The organism is Aeromonas sp. SCS5, assembly GCF_001887375.1.
In the GTDB taxonomy this organism is placed as follows: Bacteria; Pseudomonadota; Gammaproteobacteria; order Enterobacterales; family Aeromonadaceae; genus Aeromonas; species Aeromonas jandaei.
The window spans coordinates 1-21,207 of record NZ_LFCS01000004.1 but is presented as its reverse complement, the minus strand read 5'-3'; the positions used below and the strand labels follow the sequence as shown (position 1 = coordinate 21,207).

General features: G+C 59.5%; 18 protein-coding genes, 3 tRNA genes, 1 pseudogene and 1 riboswitch. Of the genes and pseudogenes, 8 read left to right on the top strand and 14 right to left on the bottom strand.

Annotation, left to right across the window (positions count from 1 at the left end):
- Positions 1 to 23: 23 nt before the first annotated feature.
- Positions 24 to 248: riboswitch (Lysine riboswitch) on the bottom strand.
- Between the two features lie 107 nt (positions 249 to 355).
- Positions 356 to 1,684 (bottom strand): amino-acid N-acetyltransferase, encoded by a 1,329-nt coding sequence (gene argA, locus BS300_RS05730; protein WP_071911405.1) that lies wholly within the window; start codon positions 1,682 to 1,684, stop codon positions 356 to 358.
- Between the two features lie 268 nt (positions 1,685 to 1,952).
- Here argA and msrA point away from each other — a divergent pair, with 268 nt between their 5' ends.
- Positions 1,953 to 2,585 carry a peptide-methionine (S)-S-oxide reductase MsrA gene (gene msrA / locus BS300_RS05725; RefSeq protein WP_041209411.1) on the top strand — a complete coding sequence of 211 codons (633 nt, stop codon included), beginning with the start codon at positions 1,953 to 1,955 and terminating at the stop codon, positions 2,583 to 2,585.
- A 245-nt stretch (positions 2,586 to 2,830) separates the two neighbouring features.
- On the opposite strand, the gene BS300_RS05720 is transcribed toward msrA, so the two are convergent.
- From BS300_RS05720 to BS300_RS05710, 3 genes are read right to left on the bottom strand one after another with little or no spacing between them, the layout of a single operon-like run.
- Entirely contained in the window at positions 2,831 to 3,169 is a 339-nt protein-coding gene (locus tag BS300_RS05720) for a DUF3802 family protein (protein ID WP_033115949.1), read from the bottom strand.
- A gap of 57 nt (positions 3,170 to 3,226) precedes the next feature.
- Complete coding sequence (locus tag BS300_RS05715) at positions 3,227 to 3,703, bottom strand: GNAT family N-acetyltransferase (protein ID WP_071911403.1); 477 nt, start codon at positions 3,701 to 3,703, stop codon at positions 3,227 to 3,229.
- Positions 3,700 to 4,083: an MmcQ/YjbR family DNA-binding protein gene (locus BS300_RS05710; protein ID WP_071911401.1), complete on the bottom strand. Its 384-nt coding sequence runs from the start codon at positions 4,081 to 4,083 to the stop codon at positions 3,700 to 3,702. Before BS300_RS05710 ends, BS300_RS05715 begins: the two co-directional genes overlap by 4 nt.
- Positions 4,084 to 4,195: 112 nt before the next feature.
- Here BS300_RS05710 and BS300_RS05705 point away from each other — a divergent pair, with 112 nt between their 5' ends.
- The 5 genes and pseudogenes from BS300_RS05705 to BS300_RS05690 all read left to right on the top strand — a co-directional run bounded on the left by BS300_RS05705 (position 4,196) and on the right by BS300_RS05690 (position 7,955).
- Positions 4,196 to 4,987 carry an alpha/beta hydrolase gene (locus BS300_RS05705; RefSeq protein WP_071911399.1) on the top strand — a complete coding sequence of 264 codons (792 nt, stop codon included), beginning with the start codon at positions 4,196 to 4,198 and terminating at the stop codon, positions 4,985 to 4,987.
- A 273-nt stretch (positions 4,988 to 5,260) separates the two neighbouring features.
- Positions 5,261 to 5,785: a PAS domain-containing protein gene (locus BS300_RS05700; protein ID WP_071911397.1), complete on the top strand. Its 525-nt coding sequence runs from the start codon at positions 5,261 to 5,263 to the stop codon at positions 5,783 to 5,785.
- A gap of 11 nt (positions 5,786 to 5,796) precedes the next feature.
- Positions 5,797 to 6,861 (top strand): annotated as a pseudogene (locus BS300_RS21585) (methyl-accepting chemotaxis protein); the annotation flags it as partial.
- Positions 6,862 to 6,951: 90 nt separating this feature from the next.
- Positions 6,952 to 7,272 (top strand): CZB domain-containing protein, encoded by a 321-nt coding sequence (locus tag BS300_RS21490; RefSeq protein ID WP_239693805.1) that lies wholly within the window; start codon positions 6,952 to 6,954, stop codon positions 7,270 to 7,272.
- A 215-nt stretch (positions 7,273 to 7,487) separates the two neighbouring features.
- Positions 7,488 to 7,955 carry a DUF4357 domain-containing protein gene (locus tag BS300_RS05690; RefSeq protein ID WP_071911395.1) on the top strand — a complete coding sequence of 156 codons (468 nt, stop codon included), beginning with the start codon at positions 7,488 to 7,490 and terminating at the stop codon, positions 7,953 to 7,955.
- 106 nt (positions 7,956 to 8,061) lie between these two features.
- On the opposite strand, the gene BS300_RS05685 is transcribed toward BS300_RS05690, so the two are convergent.
- The 10 genes from BS300_RS05685 to BS300_RS05640 form a co-directional block, all read right to left on the bottom strand.
- Positions 8,062 to 9,273: a Bcr/CflA family multidrug efflux MFS transporter gene (locus tag BS300_RS05685; protein ID WP_071911389.1), complete on the bottom strand. Its 1,212-nt coding sequence runs from the start codon at positions 9,271 to 9,273 to the stop codon at positions 8,062 to 8,064.
- Between the two features lie 50 nt (positions 9,274 to 9,323).
- Entirely contained in the window at positions 9,324 to 10,604 is a 1,281-nt protein-coding gene (locus BS300_RS05680) for a hypothetical protein (RefSeq protein WP_071911388.1), read from the bottom strand.
- A gap of 106 nt (positions 10,605 to 10,710) precedes the next feature.
- Positions 10,711 to 11,271, bottom strand: coding sequence for a hypothetical protein (locus tag BS300_RS05675; RefSeq protein WP_071911386.1), 561 nt, complete (start codon positions 11,269 to 11,271; stop codon positions 10,711 to 10,713).
- Between the two features lie 35 nt (positions 11,272 to 11,306).
- Positions 11,307 to 12,731 (bottom strand): FAD-dependent oxidoreductase, encoded by a 1,425-nt coding sequence (locus tag BS300_RS05670; protein ID WP_071911384.1) that lies wholly within the window; start codon positions 12,729 to 12,731, stop codon positions 11,307 to 11,309.
- A 102-nt stretch (positions 12,732 to 12,833) separates the two neighbouring features.
- Positions 12,834 to 13,673: an FTR1 family protein gene (locus tag BS300_RS05665; RefSeq protein WP_071911383.1), complete on the bottom strand. Its 840-nt coding sequence runs from the start codon at positions 13,671 to 13,673 to the stop codon at positions 12,834 to 12,836.
- Positions 13,673 to 16,663: a hypothetical protein gene (locus tag BS300_RS05660; RefSeq protein ID WP_071911381.1), complete on the bottom strand. Its 2,991-nt coding sequence runs from the start codon at positions 16,661 to 16,663 to the stop codon at positions 13,673 to 13,675. The genes BS300_RS05665 and BS300_RS05660 overlap by 1 nt, the downstream gene beginning before the upstream one ends.
- A gap of 4 nt (positions 16,664 to 16,667) precedes the next feature.
- Complete coding sequence (locus BS300_RS05655) at positions 16,668 to 17,117, bottom strand: hypothetical protein (protein WP_071911379.1); 450 nt, start codon at positions 17,115 to 17,117, stop codon at positions 16,668 to 16,670.
- A gap of 127 nt (positions 17,118 to 17,244) precedes the next feature.
- Positions 17,245 to 17,730: a YqhA family protein gene (locus BS300_RS05650; RefSeq protein ID WP_033115154.1), complete on the bottom strand. Its 486-nt coding sequence runs from the start codon at positions 17,728 to 17,730 to the stop codon at positions 17,245 to 17,247.
- A 272-nt stretch (positions 17,731 to 18,002) separates the two neighbouring features.
- A tRNA-Asn gene (locus tag BS300_RS05645) sits at positions 18,003 to 18,078 on the bottom strand.
- 2 nt (positions 18,079 to 18,080) lie between these two features.
- Positions 18,081 to 18,156 (bottom strand) — tRNA-Asn (locus BS300_RS05640).
- 485 nt (positions 18,157 to 18,641) lie between these two features.
- Between BS300_RS05640 and dauA the strand changes: the two genes are divergently transcribed.
- Both dauA and BS300_RS05630 read left to right on the top strand, forming a co-directional pair.
- Entirely contained in the window at positions 18,642 to 20,378 is a 1,737-nt protein-coding gene (gene dauA / locus BS300_RS05635; protein WP_071911377.1) for a C4-dicarboxylic acid transporter DauA, read from the top strand.
- A gap of 183 nt (positions 20,379 to 20,561) precedes the next feature.
- Positions 20,562 to 20,649: transfer RNA gene (locus BS300_RS05630), tRNA-Ser, on the top strand.
- Positions 20,650 to 21,207: the final 558 nt, after the last annotated feature.

The following is a 21,207-nucleotide window of genomic DNA, read 5'->3' as shown; positions in this document are numbered from 1 at the left end:
TGGCAGGAATGTGCGAAGCGATCCCGGCCAGAAGCACTCCACCCGCAGAGCCCATCCCGTACCCGCCCCTGACAGGGCGCGGTGGGGGATGACCACTACCGATGACAACCCGGGGGATTCAGCCCCCGCAGCCGACACTGAGGTTTCCAGTCTCCTCAGATGTCTCGGCGCTGCTCCCCCTGACCCAAGTTCACCGGACTCTGGCGTCCTCTCTCGGGCTGCCTGGGCAGCGCTCCTCTTCTGGCTCCACCATGGCGGTGGAGTGCATTTAGAAATACCTTGCGTTGGATTGGACTGTCAATCGAGTTTGTAAAAAAGTTCAAAATGTCAGCTAACTCAACGCAGAATCAATGAGTTACACAATGGTTTTTGACAAAACCTTGGAGCGACGCTGCCAGTTGTAGAGGCGCTGGCGCTCAACCGGCAGATCCTCCACCTCCAGCGGCTCGAACCCCCGCTCCCGGAACCAGTGGATGGAGCGGGTGGTGAGCACGAACAGGCGGCGGATGCCGAGCCGTTTGGCCCGCTCGGCCACCTTGGCCACCAGCTGATCACCCCGGTTGGAGTTGCGATAGTCGGGGTGGATGGCGACGCAGGCCATCTCCGCCATCGCCTCTTCCATAAAGCAGTAGAGGGCCGCGCAGCCGATGATCAGGCCATCGCGCTCGATGATGGTGAACTTGTCGATCTCCATCTCCAGCTGCTCGCGGGAGCGGCGCACCAGAATGCCTTCCTCCTCCAGCGGGCGAATGAGGTCGAGAATGCCGCCGATGTCCTCGATGGTGGCGGCGCGGGCCCGCTCGGCGCTCTCCCGCACGATCTGGGTGCCGAGGCCGTCGCGGCTGAACAGCTCCTGCAGCATGGCGCCATCATCCTGATAACTCACCAGATGGGAGCGGGGCACGCCGCCACGGCAGGAGGCAATGGCCGCGCGCAGGTAGCGGGCGGTGCCTGACATCTCTTCGCCCGCCTGCTCCAGCTCCACCAGCAGCTCTTCGGCCTGCTCGGGGAAGAGCTCGGAGATGGCTTCGCCGTGTCTGTCCATCACCCCCTGGGTGCTGCTGAAACAGATCAGTTTGTCCGCCTTGAGATCGACCGCCACCCGGCGGGCCACCTCTTCGGAGCTGAGGTTAAAGCTCTCGCCGGTGACCGAGCAGCCGATGGGGGAGATGAGCACCAGACTCTTTTGATCGAGCTGGCGGGTGATCCCCTCCACATCGATACGGCGCACCCGGCCGCTGTGGCAAAAGTCGATGCCATCATCCACCCCCAGCGGCTGGGCGGTGACGAAGTTGCCGCTCACCACGCTGATCCGCGCACCCTGCATCGGAGTGTTGGCGAGCCCCATGGAGAGCTGGGCTGTGATGTCGTACTGCAGGCCGCCACACACCTGTTTGATGATGGCGAAGCTCTCGTCATCGGTGACCCGGATCCGCTTGTGGTACTGGGCCTCGATGCCGGCGCGGGCCAGCGCTTCATCGTTTTGTGGACGTGAACCAAACACCAGCACCAGCCGTATGCCCAGTGTCTGCAGCAGGGCGATATCGCTGACGATATTGGCAAAGTTGGGGTGGCAGACGGCTTCCCCCCCCATCATCAGCACAAAGGTGGCGCCCCGATGGACATTGACATAGGGAGTAGATTGCCGGAAGGCATTGACCAGACTGGGCTCACGTTCACGCACTTGATATTTCTTCCATAAAAAAACAGCGATTGGCTCAATATATGAAAATAAATTCACAAATCAAGACTAAATATTGATTTGGTTGGGTTTGTTGGCCAACCGGATGCCTTGCCCGGACGTAACTGGCCAAAGTGGCAGGAGAGGCGCAGGGGAGTGAAGAGGAGGATGGGGGCGGGAGGCGCCGGTTGATCCGGTGCCACAAACTGTTATCTTCGATGCTCCTTTTCGTCATCGTGCATTGGCACCGGTTTTTACAAGGAGTGGCTTGATGGAACAGATTATTTCGCCGGCAGAGGCGTTGCCGGGGCGCAGCGAGGCCATGGTGATTGGCCAGCAGCATGCAGTAAACGGCCATCCGACTCAGGGGCCCTGGCCCGAGAACATGGCGATCGCCTGGTTTGGCATGGGCTGCTTCTGGGGTGTGGAGCGCCTGTTCTGGCAGCAGCCCGGGGTTTACTCTACCGCCGCCGGTTATCAGGGCGGCGTCACCCCCAATCCCACCTACAAGGAGGTGTGCAGCGGGCTGACCGGTCATGCCGAGACGGTGCAGGTGGTGTTTGATCCGGCGGTCATCAGCTATGGCGATCTGCTCAAATTGTTCTGGGAGCAGCACGATCCGGCGCAGGGCATGCGGCAGGGTGGGGACATTGGTACCCAGTACCGCTCGGTCATCTTCTATGGCGACGAGAGCCAGCAGGTCATCGCCCAGCAGAGTCTGGCTGCCTATCAGCAGGCCATGGCGGCGAGCGGCGACAGCCGGGCCATCACCACCCGCATCCTGCCGCTGGCGCCTTTCTATTACGCCGAGGACTATCACCAGCAATATCTGGAGAAGAACCCGGATGGCTACTGCGGATTAGGTGGCATTGGAGTCTGTTTGCCGCCTAGCCTGAATCGCTAAACAGGTTTGTAGTCGATTCCGTAAAAAAAGTGAAAATAAATGGTCGGAGGAGGGAACTTATTGCGACCAGTCGGGACTAACTAGGTAGCGTCCAGGGATCGGATGCGAAGTCCAGACACATTTCTTGCCTTGATAACCGCCTGATGAATGAACGCACTGGCGGGTTGAAAATGATAGCAAGCAGGGCTGCCCACCAAGGCGGCCCTTTTCATATCTGCTTGTTTTAGCTCGGGAGGGGCGATCGGTCAGGCGATCGCGCTGTCGAAGAGGTTCTTGATAAGATCGATGAACTCGATGAGGAAGGCTTTCTGCTCCGGGGTCGGCTCGCGCAGCCAGACGGCGGAGAGCACCTCTTCCAGATCGGCGACCACGGCGTCCGCCTCCTGCATGATGGTAAAACGCACCTTGGGTGCCAGCTGAGGGTTCTGCTCGCAGATGGCCATCAGGTTGCTGGCCACCCGGCTACTGACGAGATCCTCGATGGTCTGCTCGCCACCCGCATTCTGCTGCTGGGCCTCAAACAGTCCCAAACTCTCCACCAGATACTCGATCAGCGAGATATAGCCTTCACTCTCTACCACCATGGTTGCTGCCTCAATACAGTAACAATACGAAAATTAAGCGTATTTTAGTGGCTTGATCTAGCTTGGCAAGCAGCAGTGCAGGCGGTGGCGGGTAAAACTGACTCCGCCGCGCTCCACGCTTTCCACGCCGGTCAAGGTAAAGCCATGCCGTAAAAATAGCTCATAACTGAAGGCGCTGGCCTCGGTTGTGATGGCGCTGATGCCAAGGGCGCGGGCACCTGCCAGCGCCGTGGTAAGCAGCAGATTGCCCAGCCCCTGCCGCTGATGGGCCGCACCGACGTAGAGCAGGCTGAGGTGGCCATCGGCGCTCAGGGTGACAAAACCGGCAGGCGATTCACCCAGCATGGCAACCCAGCCATGATGCTCGCGCAGCTGGCTGACAAAGCCGGGATGTTGTGAACCGAGGGCCCACTGCTCCACCTGCTCCGGGCTGTAGTGCTGGGGGCCGGTGTGGCGGATTGCCTGCTCGAACAGGGTGACCAGGGCTGGAATATGCTGCTCGCCAAGGGGGGCGATAAAGAGGAGCGGCGTCATGCCGAAGCACCCTGATCAGCTGCATTGCGTGCGGGGGCCATGGGCCGTCTGGATTTAGGCAAGCCGGCGACAACCCGCTCATAGGAGTGGTGCACCCAGCCTTGCCAGAGATCATCGGGCAAGGTGCTGTTCAGGGTCACTGTGTTCCAGTGTTGCTTGTTCATATGCCAGCCCGGTTTCACCTCGGGGTGGAGTTCGCGCAGCAACAGCGCCAGCTCGGGTTCGCACTTGAGGTTGATGGTGAGCGGGTCAGCTTGCCAATCCACCAGCGCGAACATCTTGCCGGCGATGCGGTAGACCAGGATCTCCGGGCCAAACGGGGTATCTTCCTGACTGCCCGGCAACGAGAGCAGAAAGTGGCGTAAAGGGGTTAACTCCATGGTCTGGTCTCGCTGTGGGTGATCCGATCAGTGCGGTTGCATATCAATCAGGGGAAGGCATCTGTTACTATGCGCAGCCGAGTATACCCCCCATCACCGAGGGAGCCTATTGATGTTGTATCACAAGACTTTCGAACTGGGTCCCGAGCGGGATTGGGTGGTGTTTGTCCACGGCGCCGGTGGCAGCTCCTCCATCTGGTTCAAGCAGTTGCGCGCCTATCGCGAGCACTTCAACGTGTTGCTGCTGGACTTGCGTGGCCATGGCCAGTCCAACAAGCTGCAGCAGGTGATCCAGGGCCACTACAGCTTTCGGGCCGTGACCGAGGATATCGTTCGGCTGCTCGATCACCTTAATATCCGCTGCGCCCACTTTGTCGGCATCTCCCTTGGCACCATCCTTATTCGCCATCTGGCCGAGCTCTGCCCGGAGCGGGTCAAGAGCATGGTGCTGGGCGGCGCCATTTTGCGGCTCGATATCCGCTCGCGGGTGCTGGTGCAACTGGGCCGACTCGGCCAGCACTTCCTGCCCTATATGTGGCTCTACCGGCTGTTTGCCTTCATCATCATGCCGCGCCAGCACCATCAGGAGTCGCGCAACCTCTTTGTGCGCGAGGCCCGCAAGCTCTGCCAGAAAGAGTTCAAACGCTGGTTCCGCCTCGCCACCGAGGTTAACCCGCTGATGCGTTATTTTCGCGAACGCTCCCTGCCCATTCCGACCCTCTATGTGATGGGGGAGGAGGATCATATGTTTCTGGCGCCGGTGCGCGAACAGGTGGCCCGCGATGCCAGCTCTTCGCTGGCGGTGATCCAGCAGTGTGGCCATGTCTGCAATGTGGAGCAGCCGGAGCAGTTTAATCGCCGTACGCTGGCGTTTATAAACTCCCTCACCTGCAATCGTCTTTAGGCCGGATCACGGGCTGGCGTGCCAGCCTGTGCAAAATGCTTGTTCCTCCCTGCTTTTATCTTTCCTGATTTGCTCACAATGCGTTGATATTGCACGCGTTCAGCCAACTATCTCTCATGTTGTTGCCCTGTTTGCCGCTATCCATATGGAGATAGCTTATGGCTGCATTGGCAACGGGATTTCGACCAAAGATTAACCCCACCTTTTATGGTGCATTGCTACCTTTTTGAGAGATATAGTGCTTATCAATAACCAAGGATGGGAATCTGTATCATGGCCCAAAACATCACCCCCACCCAACGCGAGATCACCTTTCATCAGGATGAGCTGATCGTCTCCAAGACCGATCTGGCAGGCAGGATCACCTACTCCAACAAAGTATTCATGCGACTCTGTGATTATTCGGAGGAGGATCTGCTGGGAACGCCTCACAACATCGTGCGCCATCCCGATATGCCCCGCGGTGTTTTTTGGGGGTTGTGGCACACCCTCAAGGAGAATCGCGAGTTCTTTGGCTTTGTCAAAAACATGACCGCCAACGGTGATTTCTACTGGGTGTTGGCAAATGTGCGTCCCGATTTTCGTGACGGCAAGGCGATCGGCTACTTCTCGGTTCGCCGTTGTCCATCCCGCCATGCCATTGCGACCATTGCCCCCGTATATCAGAAAATGTGTGAGCTGGAGCGGGGAATGTCCGGAGATGCTCCCAAGCAATCCTGGGCCTGGCTGGAGCAACACCTGGCATCTCAGGGGACTGATTACGAACGTTTTGTTCTCAATCTGGTGCAGCAGGATTAAGGAGTCACTCTATGTTGACTGTGCTAACCAAGACCAGCAGTGCCAGTAAAAAACACCTCTTCATCAGTCAGAAATTTTTGCTGATCTGTACCGTGTTCGGCCTCTCTGTACTGATGTTGGCCATCTTTTCTCTTAGTTCGGTCGGGCCGACCTGGTTCAATCTGGGGATCCCCGGGTTGGCGTTGCTCTTTATTGTGCTTGCACTGCGTGAACAACGCAGGCTGGTGGCGATCATGGATCAGATCAACGAAGTGCTGGTGCAGGCCAGTGCCGGTGAGACCCATGTCCGGGTGACCAGAACCAAGGGGCTTGGCGAGCTGGGCAAGATCGCCTGGAACCTCAACAGTTTTCTCGACATCGTCGAAGCAAACATCAAGGATATGGTCTCCTGCTTTGAACATGCTGGTCAGGGACGCTACTACCGCCATGCGTTCAAACAGGGTCTGCCCGGCGAGTTTTCCAAGACAGCCGATAACATAAATCTCTCCCTGCACGCCATTCAGGAGGCGACCGAGCTCTCCCGGCAGGGTAATCTGCTCAACAAACTCCACCAGACCAACAACCAGAACCTGCGCAGCAGTCTGGCTGGGAATCAGGAAGATCTGCTGACCCTCAGCAACAAGATTGAGGACGTACTTGGCAATGCCCAGAGCGGGCTGGATGCATCGCTGCACAGCATGACGGTGGTCGAAGATCTCAGCCAGGAGCTGCTAGGTATCAACCGTGAGATGCAGGATACCGGACGGGCAGCGACCACGCTGGCAGGGGAGAGTGCCCGCATCACCGCTACAGTCAATCTCATCACGGAGATCACCGCTCAGACCAACCTGCTGGCGTTGAATGCTGCCATCGAGGCGGCCAGAGCAGGTGAAGTCGGGCGCGGGTTTGCGGTGGTCGCCGACGAAGTACGGGCTCTTGCCGAACGCACCCGTCAGTCAACCAACGAAATCCGCGATGTGGTCAAGGGGCTGACGACCAGCATCGAACAGATAGTGGGGAGCGTGCTCTCGCTTGGGGAGCGTAGCCAGCGCATCAGTGACAATGTGGACGGTTTTCGTCAAAGCTTCGAGGCAGTGGCCGAGGGAGCAAAATCCAACATCGGTCATCTCCACTTCGCCAGAGGGCTGGCGTTTGCCTCGCTGGTCAAGCTGGATCACATCATCTTTATGCAGCGTGGTTACCACGGGCTGGAAGTTAGGGATAACGAGAGCGTGGCCAGCCATACCGATTGCCGTTTGGGCCGTTGGTACTATCAGGGTGAAGGCGGCGAGTCGTTTGGCAAGTTGCCGAGTTTCAAACACATCGAGGTGCCCCACAAACAGGTGCACGAGGCTGTCAGCAGAGCATTGACTGCCGCACGGGGTGACTGGCTCCATGATGACAGGTTGCTGCACACCATTCTGGCCGAGATGGAGAGTGCCGAGCAGGCTAGCAAGCAGGTGATGCAGTTGCTCAACAGGATGGTCGAGGAGCAGCTTCAGGCTTGAGTAATGTCGTGCCATTAGCTGCAACTGGCAGTGGGAAAATGGCCAGCAGAGAGGAAGCACACTCTGGTAACCGGTTGATGGTCAATGGCTTTCAGCAGAGCGGCGAGAGCGCCAGTTAGTGATCGGTGCAGCAAAAGAGATAAGGATCCTCGCTGGATCCCGCTTGCCCGAGGTGGTTAGAATAGGGGCTTCCATGGGTCACAGGATGAGCAAGGATGTTACACAAGCAAGTCAGTTTTATCATCGATAGCAAGGGGAACAAGCAGGCGGCCGTCGTCCCCATCGAGATCTACAACGAGCTGATGACCCTGCAAAAGGCGCTCTCCGACAATCGTCCCGGGGAGCGCGAGCTCTACCACTTCAATGGCAAGGGTGCCGAGGCCCACGGTTATCCGGTGGGCAAGCGGCAAAATCCGGGCTTTATGGTGCTGGCCGGTTCCACCGCCAACGGCGAGGATGCAGCCTCTTTGCGCGAGGCGGTGATTGAACTGCGACTGGAGCTGCTGAACAAGGGCATTCTGGTGCCCCGCAGCGAAGGGGGTTTTCTCTTTACTGCTGATCAGCTGTTCAACAGCCCGAGTCTGGCCGCGAGCCTGGTTGCCGGCAACAACCGAAGCGGTCTGGATGCCTGGCAAAACAGCGCGGGGTATACCCTGAAACAGTCCGGTTTTGGCAAGAAGTGACGCATATCGGAGGGGATTGAGGCGCACCTGTTGTGACATCTCCCCCCAAAAAGAGCGCCCCCTGTCGCAAGAGAGGGGGCGCTCTTTTTTATATCCAGCAGAGGGATCAGTGTGCCTTGTGGCCGGTGAGCAGCCAGTAGCTGAGAGCTGAACCGACCCCGCAGCAGGCGATGGCGATGGCCATCGGCAGCGGCGAGTGGGGCGGATTGAGGTTGACCAGAATGCCGACCAGGGCGCCGATACCAAAGCGCAGGGTGCCCGCCAGTGCCGAGGCGGTGCCCGCAGATTGCGGGAAGTGGCCCATCAGGCCGGTCATGGCATTGGCACCCACCAGACTGATATGGCCGACAAACAGCACCACCGGAATGACGATGCCCCACAGGCCGCCGGTCTGGCTCCAGGCGTTGTAGACCAGCAGGGCGCCCGCGCAGGGCAGCACCAGCAGGCCGTATTGCAGCATTCGCTCGGCGCCCACCCCTTTCACCAGTCGGCTGTTGACGAAGGTCACCACCATCATCAGCAGGATATTGAGGCCAAACAGCCAGCCGTAATGCTCGGTCGGCACCTTGAAATACTCGATATAGACGTAGGGTGAGCCGCTTAAGAAGGCGAACATGCCGGAGCTTGAGAGGGAACCGCACAGCACATAGCCCATGGCGCCGCGATGGGAGAGCACACCCCAGTAGTTCTTGAGGATCTGGCCGATCTTGAGCGGCTGACGGTGCTCGGGTTTCAGGGTCTCCTCGATTTTCCACTGCATCACCAGACAGATCAGCAGGCTGATCCCCACCAGCAGCCAGAAGATGACCCGCCAGCTGGCATGGGCACTGATGTACCCCCCCACCACGGGTGCCACCAGCGGAGCCAGCGTCATCACCAGAATGACGAATGACATGGCGCGGGAAAAGGCATCCTTCTCGAACAGATCGCGCAGCAGGGCATTGACCACGACCGACCCCGCGGCGCCGCCCGCCGCCTGCAGCATCCGATAGGCCAGCAATTCGGGCAGGGAGTCCGCCATGGCACAACCGACCGAGGCGATGGCAAACATCACCAGCCCCGCCAGGATCACCGGCTTGCGGCCATAGCTGTCGGCGAGCGGGCCGTAAAAGAGCTGGCCAATGGCAAAGCCGCCCAGAAAGGCGCTGATAGTGAGCTGGGCACCGTCGATGCTGGTTGCCAGATCCCGGGCAATGGCCGGAATAGCCGGCAGATACATATCTACCGCGAGCGGGGTCAGGCCCGCCAGCGCACCCAGCAGGATAAAGAGAAAACGGGGGGAGAGGGCGGAGGCCCGGGTCGGAGCGGTTTGGGGCATAGGGTATCCAGTTGTGGGATGGATGAAAAAAAGGGCGAAAAGGCAGTCTATCAGTTTTGTGCCAGCGGGGGATCCGGTATGGCGAGCCAGAGGCCCGGTTCGGCGTGAAATCGGGGGGCAAACCAGATCTGTCTGCTGCCAGCCCGCATTTCAGTAGGTTCAATGGCCCGGCGGCTCAAACGGCAGGCCCCTTGAGAGAGCGCCAGCGCCGCATCCCCCTTGTACCAGCCATCGGTCACCGGTAGTGCCGTGGTCTCCCGCAGCAATCTTACCCCCCACTGGGTCACCAGTGCCGGGCACGCTGTTTCTGCCAGCCTTGCCGCCTGCACCATGGCGGGCGGACGGGGCAGGGTAAAGGTCGCGCCGAGCAGCAGCAATCCGGCGACCGCGACCACCCACTCGCCACGACGTGGCAGCCAGCCTGCCAGCAGCACAATACCGAGCAGGGTGATGGGGGCCAGATGGCGGGGATTGTCGGGATTCTGGCCAAACAGGGTCCAGAGCAGCAGGGCGAGCCAGTAGAGCGTCCAGAGCGGGGGGAGGGTTGCAGCTTGGCCTTTTGAGCGTTGCCAAAGTGGTAGCACCAGCAAAGTCCCCATCAACAGGGGCCAGAGCGGGGTGAGTTGATCGTTGAAGGTGTTAGCCCAGCTGAGTAGCCGATCGCCATGGGCTGCTGCCGTGTTGCCCCACAGGGTAAAGTGGCCGTCGGTAAAGCGGCGCCCCTCGCTGAAATAGGCCCAGCCATCGGCCTGCCAGACAAAGAGCAGGCTGATAAGCCCAACCAGCGCGATGGGAAGCACGAACCTGACGCGGTTGCCCTGCTGCGCCAGCACGAGCCACAGGGGCAGCAGCACCAGCACGAAGTAGGAGGGGCGCAGGGCCAGCATAAGGCCCAGTAACAGACCCGCCTGCGCTAGCTTGCGCTGCTGCAAAGCCAAGAGCGCGCCCAGCCAGGCTGCGAGTGCCGGCCCGTCCGAGAGGCCGGAGAGCGCCAGGGTCGGGGTGAGCGGCAGGGCCAGCACCAGCAGCCAGACTGGCGCAAGCAGGCTTGGCCGTTGCCACAATCTCACCGCCAGCAAAGCGGCGAGCGGCGCCAGCAAACTGCTACCGAGCAGACTTGCCCACTGCACTGCGCGGGCTGGATCGTCTACCGCCAGATTGATCAGCCGCGCCAGCCAGATAAAGGCGGGGTAACCCGGAAAGTGGGGTGAGAACTCCAGCACGCTAAAGCGCGTCACCCCATGGGCGAAATTGAGGGCATCGTCGGAATCGAGGGCCACCGGAAAGGCCAGCAGCCAGCAAAGCCAGGCCAGTTGCAGCAGGATCAGCAAGTAGGGTCGATTAGCGAAGCGTAATCGGACGTGGTGACGCCCCCCTTCTCCCCGTGCGGGAGAAGGGTTGGGGATGAGGGGGGCCGTCGTCATCGATGAGAGGCCATCAAAGCGGCGCCAGCACGGCCATCAGCGCTTTTTCTGCATCGCTAAAGGCGGCGGCGTCGGCGGGCTTGGCGCCCACCCCGAATACCCCCGGGTTACCGATGGCATCGAGCACCTTGGCCAGCGCCTGCTCGGCCGCCTTGCGATCTCCTTCACTGAGGGAGGGGAGGATCAAGTCGAGGAAGCGCTTGCTCTTGACCACCAGCACCTTGGCGGTCTGGTAGTCGCCAAGATTCTGGCTGGCCCCTTCGAGGCGGCGCTCGATCTCCGCCTTGTAGGCGCGATTGAGCAGGGCGGCGGTTGCTGCGGCGTCTTTGGCCCTGATGGCGGCGGCCAGTGGCGCTTGCAGCTCCACCTTGTGGTGCTGTTCCAGATAGGTCAGCTCCTCGGCAATTTCGCTCAAGGTGGCGCTGGCATCCTTGCCGTCAGTGGCGGCGCCCAGCAGCGCTTCGCGTGCATCGATCAGTGGCTCCTTGCCGGCGGCGGCGTAGGAGTAAGCCTGCGCCTGCCCGCTCAGGGCCAGCAGCAGGGTGAGGGCGAGTAAACCCGGGCGGATGGTCATCTTGTTCTCCTTACTTAATGCCAAGAGGTTGGCACTCAGGCCACGCTTTGGGTTTCAATCACGGTATTTTCGTTGCGATGGTTAAAGATGGCGTGACGTCTGTCCACCCCGTCGATCACCATGTCGGCAGCCATCATCCCCATCTCCATGGCGGTGTCGGTGAAGATGTAGCGGAATGTCCCCTGACGGCCGGTCATGATGAGGTTGGTAATGGGCATCAGCGCCTTGATGGCTTCGTTGCGGCGCGCCTGATAGCCGAGATCCATCAGCGGATAGGCGTATTCACTGCGGGCCTCGAAGGTTTCATCGCCAAGTTTCTGGGTATCGACGCCGAGGCTCGCCAGATCAGCGGTAACCCGACCGCGCAGATCAGAGAGCGGAGCCTGCCAGGTGGCATCCCCCGGATTGCAGGGGATCTCCAGCATCACCGAGGTCTGGCCCTGGGGCGCCATAAAGGGACTGCGGCGGCGCGGCTCCTGCAGGCGGGTGGCCAGAATATGGGGGTCGGAGAGGTACTGCCAGGTGTTGTCCGACAGGTTCTCCTGTTTGAGCGGCATATTGACGAAGCGAAGCGACCGGTAGTGCAGATCGCACGACAAGCCCAGATGCTGGCAGGTGAGCGGCAGCGGCAGGGTGGAGATCACCTGATCAAAGCACTCGCTCTGCTCAACGTCATCTTGTTTCCAATAAACCCGTTCGATGTGGCCATCGGCCTGCTCAAGGCGGGTGATGGTGGCACCGGTTTTCAGCTCAACGCCCTCTGCCACAAGTCGCTCACCCAGGGTGGTGAAGATCTGGCCGAAGCCATATTTGGGGTAGCGGTATTTGCGGGCATAGGTGCGCACCGAGATACTGCCGTTTCGCCTTGGCAACAGGCGGCGCGCCACGTCTTTGAGATCGATCAGGCTGATGCGCTGGCCGGCCCAGTCGGCGGAGAGCTTGTCCGGGTTGATGCCCCACAGTTTGCCGGTGTAGCCCTCGAAGAACTGGCGGTAGAGGGTGCGACCAAAGTGGCTCTGGATCCACTCGGCAAAGCTTGCCTTGGCAAAATCGGTGGGCTTCTTGGCAAAAGGCAACAGCAGCAAGTCTTTCACCGCACCGGCCATCAGGGCCAGCGGCGCTGTTTTTAGCAGGTTGGGCAGGTTCAAGGGGTAGTCATAGGTGCGCCCGCCAAAGCGGATGACGCTCTTGCGCTCGGCGTGGAGCAGATCGTCCCCCATCAGCTCGTCGATAAAGGCGAGCAGCTCGGGGTTTTTGGTGATAAAGCGGTGGCCGCCGTAGTCAAAGCGATACTCCCCATCGCGCCCCTTGAAAGTCTGGGTGGCGCACATGCCGCCGACCACCGGCTCCTGCTCGAACAGGGTGACTGCAAAACCGGCGCGGCGCAGGCGCCAGGCGGCCATCAAACCGGCGGGGCCGGCGCCCAGCACGGCAATGTGTTTCTTGTTGTTATCGCTCATGACCTATTCCGAAACTGCTTGATAGATAAGGGAACCGCACCAAAGCGCAGCCCCCGAATAGTGTTATTAACCCGTGGCCTTGTTGCCACAGGGCGTGCGGGCTCAGCCCTTGCCAGTAGCGGTACTCACCTGCGGGCGGTAGCTGCGTTGCCAGAGGGTAACGAAGATCGCCAGATAGAGGGCCCAGGTCAGCAGCTGCAAGCCAGCGGGTGAGGCATTGTAGCCAAACAGGGCGCGCAAGAAGGTACCAAATACCCCCTGATCGTCGAGAATGTGGCTGATGTCGAACACCGGCGTGGTCCAGAAGGTGATGATGTCTGCCGCCTGCAACATGTTGACGGCGGACGAGAGCAAGCCTGCGGCGATGATGATGATAAGCAGGCCGGTCCAGCGGAAGAAGGGGGCCAGCGCCACCTTGCGGGTGGAGCGCAGCAGCCCCCACACCAGCGCGATGGAGACCAGCAGCCCAGCCAGCGCGCCCATCAGGCCGGATTGCAGATCTACCCCTTGCCCCGAATAGAGCAGGGCGGAGAAGAAGAGCACGGTTTCAAACCCCTCGCGCATCACCGCCAGGAAGGCGAGCAGCACCAGACCAAACAGGTTGCCGCCATCGATGGCCGCATCGATGCGCGCCGTCATGGCCCCCACCTGGGATTTGGCCTGTTTTTGCATCCAGATCGCCATATAGGTGAGCACCAGAGTGGCGAAGATGAGGATCCCCGCCATTAAGAGGTGGTTGTAGCGCTCGCTCTCGAACTGGCTCACCACCACCTGGAACAGGAAGGCAACGACAAGGGAGGCGATAAGGCCAAGCCCCACCCCCAGATAGATGAACTTGTTGTAGCGGCTCGCCCCCAGCTTGGCGAGGTAGGAGAGGCAGATGCCGACCAGCAGGAAGGCTTCCAGCCCCTCGCGCAGGGTAATCAGAAAACTTGCAAACATCAGGATTGAGGCTCCGTAGCGGGCGTGACGGGGAGAGGCTGCAAGGTAAGTTGCAACCGATTTAGCTGCACTATGGGTGGCTCCGGCAAGCTTGGCTCGGCGGCGCGCACCGCATCATTGACCCACTTGGGGTAGGTGCGGAAATTGAGTTTGATATCGGCCTTGACGGGCCCTTGGGCTTTTGCGGGCAGCGGCCAGACTTCATCCCGCCAGCCATCGGCCGGAATGCGGGTATCTTCCAGCAATTTGGCGTAGCGCCAGAACTTGAGCCCCACCGGCTTGCCCTCGGCATCACCGAACACTTTTCTGAACAGTCGCGCATCCTCAGGGACGGCGCCATCCACCGGCTGGCCGCTGGCAAGCACCACCTTGCCACTGGCGTCGGTGACGGTCAGCTCCAGCCAGAGTTCACGAAAATCGGCCACTCCGGTAGGCAGGGCATGGCCCGCGCCGGTATTGGCGACCCGCACCACCAGCTGCTGACTATCGGCAGCCTGTTCGATACGGGCGGAGAGGGTAGCGCTGGAGCGCAAGAGCGCCAGACTCTCTTGTTCAAGGTCGGGATTGCGCAGCCCCACCAGCTGGTGCTGGGCGCCGGTAAAGTTGTGGCGATAGAGCCGGGCTTTCATGGTGCCGTTTTCGGTGGACTGGCCCGCCACCGGCGCGCCGCCATTGCCCGGCTCCGGGTTCATGTGGCAGTCGATGCAGGTGCGCCGTTTGGCGGGATCCTCGGCCTTGGCGAAGCTGGATTTTTCCCACTCCTCCCAGGTGTTGACGATATTGGCGCCGGTGCCCGGGGCAAACTCGTTGTGGCACGATTTGCACAGGGCCGCATCGCGGTAGAAATCCTTCTGATAGGAGGCTTTGTGGGCCGCCGGACGGGCGTTGATCTGCCGCTCGGCCAGCCAGTGCTGGAGGCTGCCACCCGCGGCATCCTCGAACACATAGCTCTCACGGTCTTTCAAATTCACGGTAAAGGCGCTGTTGCCGCCCGCATCTTCCACCTTGGTGATGCGATGACAGAGCACGCAGCCGGTCCCTTCCTCAACCACAGGTTCGCCCGCCTTGTGGGCGGCAATCAGCGAGGCGCCACCCTGCTCGAACATATGGGAGCCCTTGGGCAGATCCAGCTGGCCGTTCATTACCTGCTGGGGCATGTGGCAGCCCTGACACCACTGAGCGAACGCTTCCCCTTCGGTTTCGCGGGCCAATGCCTGCACCACCTTGTAGTAGGGGTGGGAGTTGCCCATCAGCCGGTGGTTGCTCTCGCTCCAATCCTTGAAGGCCTGTTGGTGGCAGTTCTGGCAGGAGGCGGAGTTGAGCCACGCCTTCGGATGAGTGGTTGGCGCCTTGGCGGGATCCGTGCGCGGAGCATCGAGTCGCAGCCAGTTGGCGAGATAGGGGAGGTTGTCATCGGCGGTGACGAAGGCGTGCAAGTCCTCCATCATCGCTTTCACTTCCGGTTGGGGCCTCGCGGGGTCAACCGCCTCGGCCCCATCGCGGGTGTCATGGCCCATGCCGCCTTGGGTCTGCTGGGTCATGCGCAGGTATTCGCCGATAAAGTCCCCGGCCACCATATTGGCAAGGTTGGCGTGGCCGTTGATGGCGTTGTCGCTGCTCTTCTGGCGATGGGCCGCCATCAGATAGCGGTTGGTGAAGTTGAACCCGTCCAGATGGCAGGAGTTGCAGCTCATCCAGTTGTCCCCCGCCATGGGGAAGCGGCTATTAGCCGCAGTGTTGCCCAAGTTGAACAGCCGCTCGCCGCGCTTGAGTGGTTCGGGGCGGGGATCCATCTCCACCAGCTTGGCGAAGTGGGGCGCATCAACCGTGACCCGGGCAAACGGGCCGCTGCCGCCGCTATTGAGGCGGGTGAGATCCTGCCCCATGGCGTTGTGCACCAAAATATGGTCACCGTCGATCAGCAGATCCCGCGGATTCTGGCCCGGCAGGTGACGCAATAGCTGGGTCGCCTTGGCGCCCCCCTGAAACTTCTTGCGGCGGTGGCGGTTGTTGTTGGACTTGCCGCTGCGGGAGAGGTCAAACACCAGCAGATCTTCCGAGCCTGCCAGGGTCAGATAGACCCGCTTGCCATCGGCGGCAAAGCGCGCCGCGAACGGGTTAGAGACGATCTGGCTGCGGTTGTCGACGCTTGGCAGGTTGATCTGCAAAAAGAGCTGTTTTCTTTCATCGACCCGCTCTTTCTCCTCATCGAGATCGATGATGGAGACGGCCGGAAAGACGGTGCTTTGGAACTGGAAGGGGTGGCTGAAGCTCCACAGTACATGGGGCAACCAGGCCTCGTTGCCATCGGGGGAGAGGGCGATGCCGTCGAGCAGGCGCGGCAAGCCCTGTGAGTCGCTTGGCGTATCGCTATGGGTCTCGGTCAGGGTAATGAGCTTGGGCTTGGGAAGCGAAGATCCCTTGGCGCCGTGGCCAAGCTTGGCGAGATCATAGATGGCGAGCTGGCCTGTCATGGCGTGGGTGAGCAGCAGGCGATCGTCGTCGGTCAGGGCTAGTCCACGGGGAGTCTCGGCGGTTTCTGCATCCAGCTGGAGGTTGCCGGCGCTGTCGTAGGCTTGCAGGCGAGCGGATTCGAACAGCGTGACCCAGAACCACTGCCGCTTGGCATCGAAGATGACCCCATAGGGGCGATGACCGGTGGGGATCGCCTTTTCCAGATCGAGATCATCATCCAGCAGCAGCAGGCGATCGCCGCTGTAGTCGGTGACCAGCAGGGTACCGTCATCGGCGCGGGCCAGCTGGCGCAGATCGCCCCCCAGCTGCACCTCTTTCAGCCGCTTGCCGCTATCGCGCTCCAGCAGGGTGACGGAACCTGCGCTCAGGTTGGCGGTGACGAGGCGCGGGCTTTGCCCCTCCTCATAGGCAAGCATCCCGGCACCCATCTGCTGGGCAGTGGCAAAGGGGCTGGTCAGCAGCAGGAGGAGGGCCAGCAGGGGTGACAAATATGCAGAGAACGATGACTTCAACATGGGATCAGGAGCGCCATTTCAAGATGGTCCAGCGCCAGGCGTGGCGCAGCACCAGAGGAGTTAACGCCAACGCGCTCAACCAGTGGGCCCAGCTGGCGAGGTTGCCCATGGCATCGCCCGGAGTGCCGTGCAGCACCAGCAGCAGGCCGCTGGCCAGACAGATCAGCAGGAGGGCTTCAATAATCCGCCCCGTGGTGCGTAAAAAGGGTTTGTTGCTGCGGTTCAACAAGCTGCGATGGGAGAGCCAGAAGGCGCCAAATAGCAGCGGGAACAGGGTGAGCGAGAGCATCACATGGAAAAACAGATTCCAGCGAGCCAGCGACCAGAGCGGGGTCAGCGGCTCCCACAGCAGCAGACCGGAGAAGAACATCAGATAGAGGGTGCCCTCGGCGGCCTGATGGTGGTAGGCCAGCCACTGCCAGAATTGTCGGGGGGCGAGGGAAAGGGTTGTCATAACTGCTCCAACACCCGGGCAATCGGCCCGGGGGGAGCAAGTCTATAACGCAGTAAGAGTAATGAAAAGAGTTATCAATTGTATTGTTGATGAATATAAGCTGAATTTCGCCAGTGAAGATCCACCGCTATTTGTGTTCGGCCATGCGCTCGGTGATCGCATAAATCAGTGCCGCCATCGAGAAGGCGAGAAACACCACTACAGACCACTTCATCTCCACTTCGTTGGTGATGCCATCTTCGAGGAAGGCTTTGAGCACTTCCACCCCGGCAATGGTGACCAGCGAGTTGATGACGATGAGCTTGAGGGAGGCAAAGTTGATCTTGCTGAGCCAGTTGTTGCCAAGCGCCTCGCGCTGCTCCTGGGTCTGGATGAACTGCACGTAGCCGCACACCGCCACCAGGATCAGCATCTGGGCCACCAGCACAAAGTCCACCAGCGTCAGCACGCCGGTGATGAGATCCATGTAGGGGATCTCGATGATATTGACGCAGAGCGCATAGAGCTGCATGAAGAACTTGACCATCAGCAGGGCGACGCAGAGCAGGATGCAGACGTAGAAGGGGTACATCATCATCTTGCTGCCATTGAGCATGAGATTGAACTGGCGCATAAAAACTCCAAGGTAAGGAAACAGGGGGATTATGACGTGAACTGCATCCGAAGACAGCGCTCTGTGTTGATGACGGCTGCTTTTATGCTTGATTCGAGAATGACAGGGCGGTGTTGAGGGTAGAGCAGCTGTCATGCTCTTTATAGGGGTGTAGAGAGTGTTTCCGAGTTCCGCGCATACAGCCAGGAACAAAGCGTCTCTGCTGATAATTAATGCTAAAGCCTGCAAGAGAGATACGAAAAAGCCCAGCCAAAAGGCTGGGCTTTAGAATGTGGCTCCCTCGACAGGACTTGAACCTGTGACATACGGATTAACAGTCCGCCGTTCTACCGACTGAACTACGAGGGAATTGGCTCCTCCTACTGGACTTGAACCAGTGACATACGGATTAACAGTCCGCCGTTCTACCGACTGAACTAAGGAGGAATTGCCTGTCTCGTTGAGACGGGGCGAATATTAATGACCAGAAAGACGGGTGTCAACCCGCGAACCGGACGAAAAACAGATTTTCAGACCGTTTGCCCAAAAGTTGCGCTTTGCGGTTTATTTTCAGCACAATCAGTCCCTTGCCCATAACCGTTGATGCCATTCATCGACATGCTGCCTTGGGCTCTGTGGCAATCGTGTGGCGAACATGTCGGCAACGTGCAAGGGGGCGAAAAGCCATTGTGGTAGCAAACGTGGCGCCAAAAAGGGTGGTCGAATCGATAAAGTTCGGGGATTTGGCTGGAAATGAGTCAAATGATGCCGGATTGTGGTATTCATTGATCCTGCCCATCGAAATAGTGGCGCTGCTGGAGTAAGGTTACGCAGGATACCATCGCCGCGTCGACAGCTCTGCCGGCCCTTGATGATGATCGGGCGCCGGATCCCTCCGGCCTTTATCTCCCTCTTCTTGGTATTACGTATACATGCACAAGCAAGCCTCTTTAAATAGCGTGAAGCTCGCCATAGCCTTGCGCCAATCCTGTATTGATGAGCCCTATAGCATGGCCCGTTTTGGCCGTGACCTGATCGCCGGTGTGACGGTGGGCATCATCGCCATTCCACTGGCAATGGCGCTCGCCATTGCCAGTGGTGTTCCTCCGCAGCATGGCCTCTATACCGCCATCATCGCCGGTATCGTGATTGCAGTGACCGGCGGTTCCCGCTACTCCATTTCGGGCCCGACCGCTGCCTTCGTGGTGATCCTCTACCCGGTTGCCCAGCAGTTCGGGGTAGGTGGCCTGTTGATGGCGACGCTCATCTCCGGCCTCTTTCTGGTGGCGATGGGTCTGGCCCGCCTCGGTCGCCTTATTGAATACATCCCCCCCTCAGTAACGCTGGGTTTTACCGGTGGTATCGCTATTGTGATCGCCACCTTGCAGATCAAGGATTTCTTCGGTCTGAGCGTTCCTCATATGCCGGAAACCTATCTGGGCAAGGTCGAAGCACTGGCCAGCGCCATGCCCAGCTGGCAGTGGGGAGATACCCTGGTGGGGGTTGCAACGCTGGCCGTGCTGCTGCTGTGGCCTCGGCTCCGGCTGCCGGTTCCGGGCCATCTGCCTGCCGTGTTGGTGGGGGTTGGTCTGGGCTTTGGCCTGCATCAGTTTGGGGTTGATGTTGCCACCATCGGCAGCAAATTCAGCTACACACTGGCAGATGGCACGCAAGGGATGGGGATACCTCCGATTGCGCCGACCCTGGTGATGCCATGGGCACTGCCCGGGCCGGATGGGGCCCCGGTGACCTGGGATCTGGCTGCCATCGAACGTCTGTTGCCCGCCGCTTTCTCCATGGCGATGCTGGGAGCCATCGAGTCGCTGCTCTGCGCCGTGGTGCTGGACGGCATGACCGGCCGCAAGCACAGCTCCAATGCTGAACTGCTGGGGCAGGGGCTTGGCAACATTTTTGCTCCCTTCTTTGGCGGCATCACCGCGACTGCAGCCATCGCCCGCTCGGCAGCCAACGTGCGTGCCGGAGCGACCTCACCCCTCTCTGGCGTGATCCATGCGCTGGTGGTACTCGCTGCCATTCTGGTGCTGGCACCCTGGCTCTCCTGGCTGCCACTGTCGGCCATGGCTGCGCTGCTGCTCATCGTCGCCTGGAACATGAGTGAGGCGCATAAGGTGGTTGAACTGATCCGTCGTGCTCCCAAGGCTGATGTGCTGGTGTTGCTGGTCTGTCTGTCGCTGACCGTCATCTTCGACATGGTCATCGCCATCACCTTCGGGGTTATCCTCGCCTCCCTGCTCTTTATGCGCGAGATCGCCAAGATGACCAGGCTGCACAATCTGGCCGAGCACAAACGCTATGCTCACGAAGTGCCGGCCGATGCGCTGGTTTACAAGATCAATGGGCCGCTCTTCTTTGCTGCTGCGGAGCGGGTGTTTGCCGAACTGGCCGCCGAGGTGAAAGGGCACCGCATGCTGGTACTGCAAATGGAGGCTGTCTCGATTCTGGATGCCGGTGGGCTCTCCGCTTTCTTGCAGTTTGGCAAGCAGATGGCCGCGGCCGGTATCGAACTGCGCGTCGCCGAGTTGCAGTTCCAGCCGCTCAAGACGCTGGCGCGCGCCAAGGTTCGCCCGCAACCCGGCAAGCTGGAGTTTTATGGCTCGCTGGAAGAGGCGCTCAAAGGAGAACATTTGCACGAAGCGGCGGTAAATTGAATAAAAGGGATACGAAACGGCATGTTTTTGGTCAGTTGGTTCGTATATTGAGCAAACGAACGCAAAAAGTAAAAAATTGCATTGACCACATGCCCTCGTATCCCGTACATTACGCCCCGTTCCAGCGCAACGGCGCAGCGAACACCGTGTTGGCTGAACACGTTAAACAACAGACCAAAATTTGGTGAGGTGTCCGAGTGGCTGAAGGAGCACGCCTGGAAAGTGTGTATACGGCAACGTATCGAGGGTTCGAATCCCTCCCTCACCGCCAAATTGCAAAGCCCTGACGGAAACGTCAGGGCTTTTTGCTTTTCACTGCGTCTGTGATTGGTTTTTACAGTTCTGCTTTGCTTCTTTTTCATGCCTATTCAGTTGTGTGCCGTGTTGGTCATTTCTATCCGCTCAGATCATATGGACTGGTATAAGAGGCTCCCGTCATCTTTTTCTGCACTTCCCTGTTTATTTTTCTTCCCGCCGACAAAATCTCATATATCTAAACCCTGATAGGGGCGGGCAGTACAGTGGCTCGCTGCGAGTCGTTAGCCTGAGACCGTAGTTGAAATAGCCATAAGGCCCAGACTGATGGACATCACATCAAGGGATGGCGGATATGCGCTATATCTAGCGCAACCTGGTAGATATAAGTTCTGCTGTGGGCAAAATGTTGCCTTGCGTGCAGTTTTAAATCTCTTCCATGCAAGTTTGTGTGGTGTGATCTGTTGTCTGAGCAACTAGTTGCGTTGGTGAGGAGGCGTGTGACGAGTGGGTGCTTGTAACATATTGTTTTTTATGTAAAAAATAAATGGCATGGTCGCTGCTAATAGTCTGG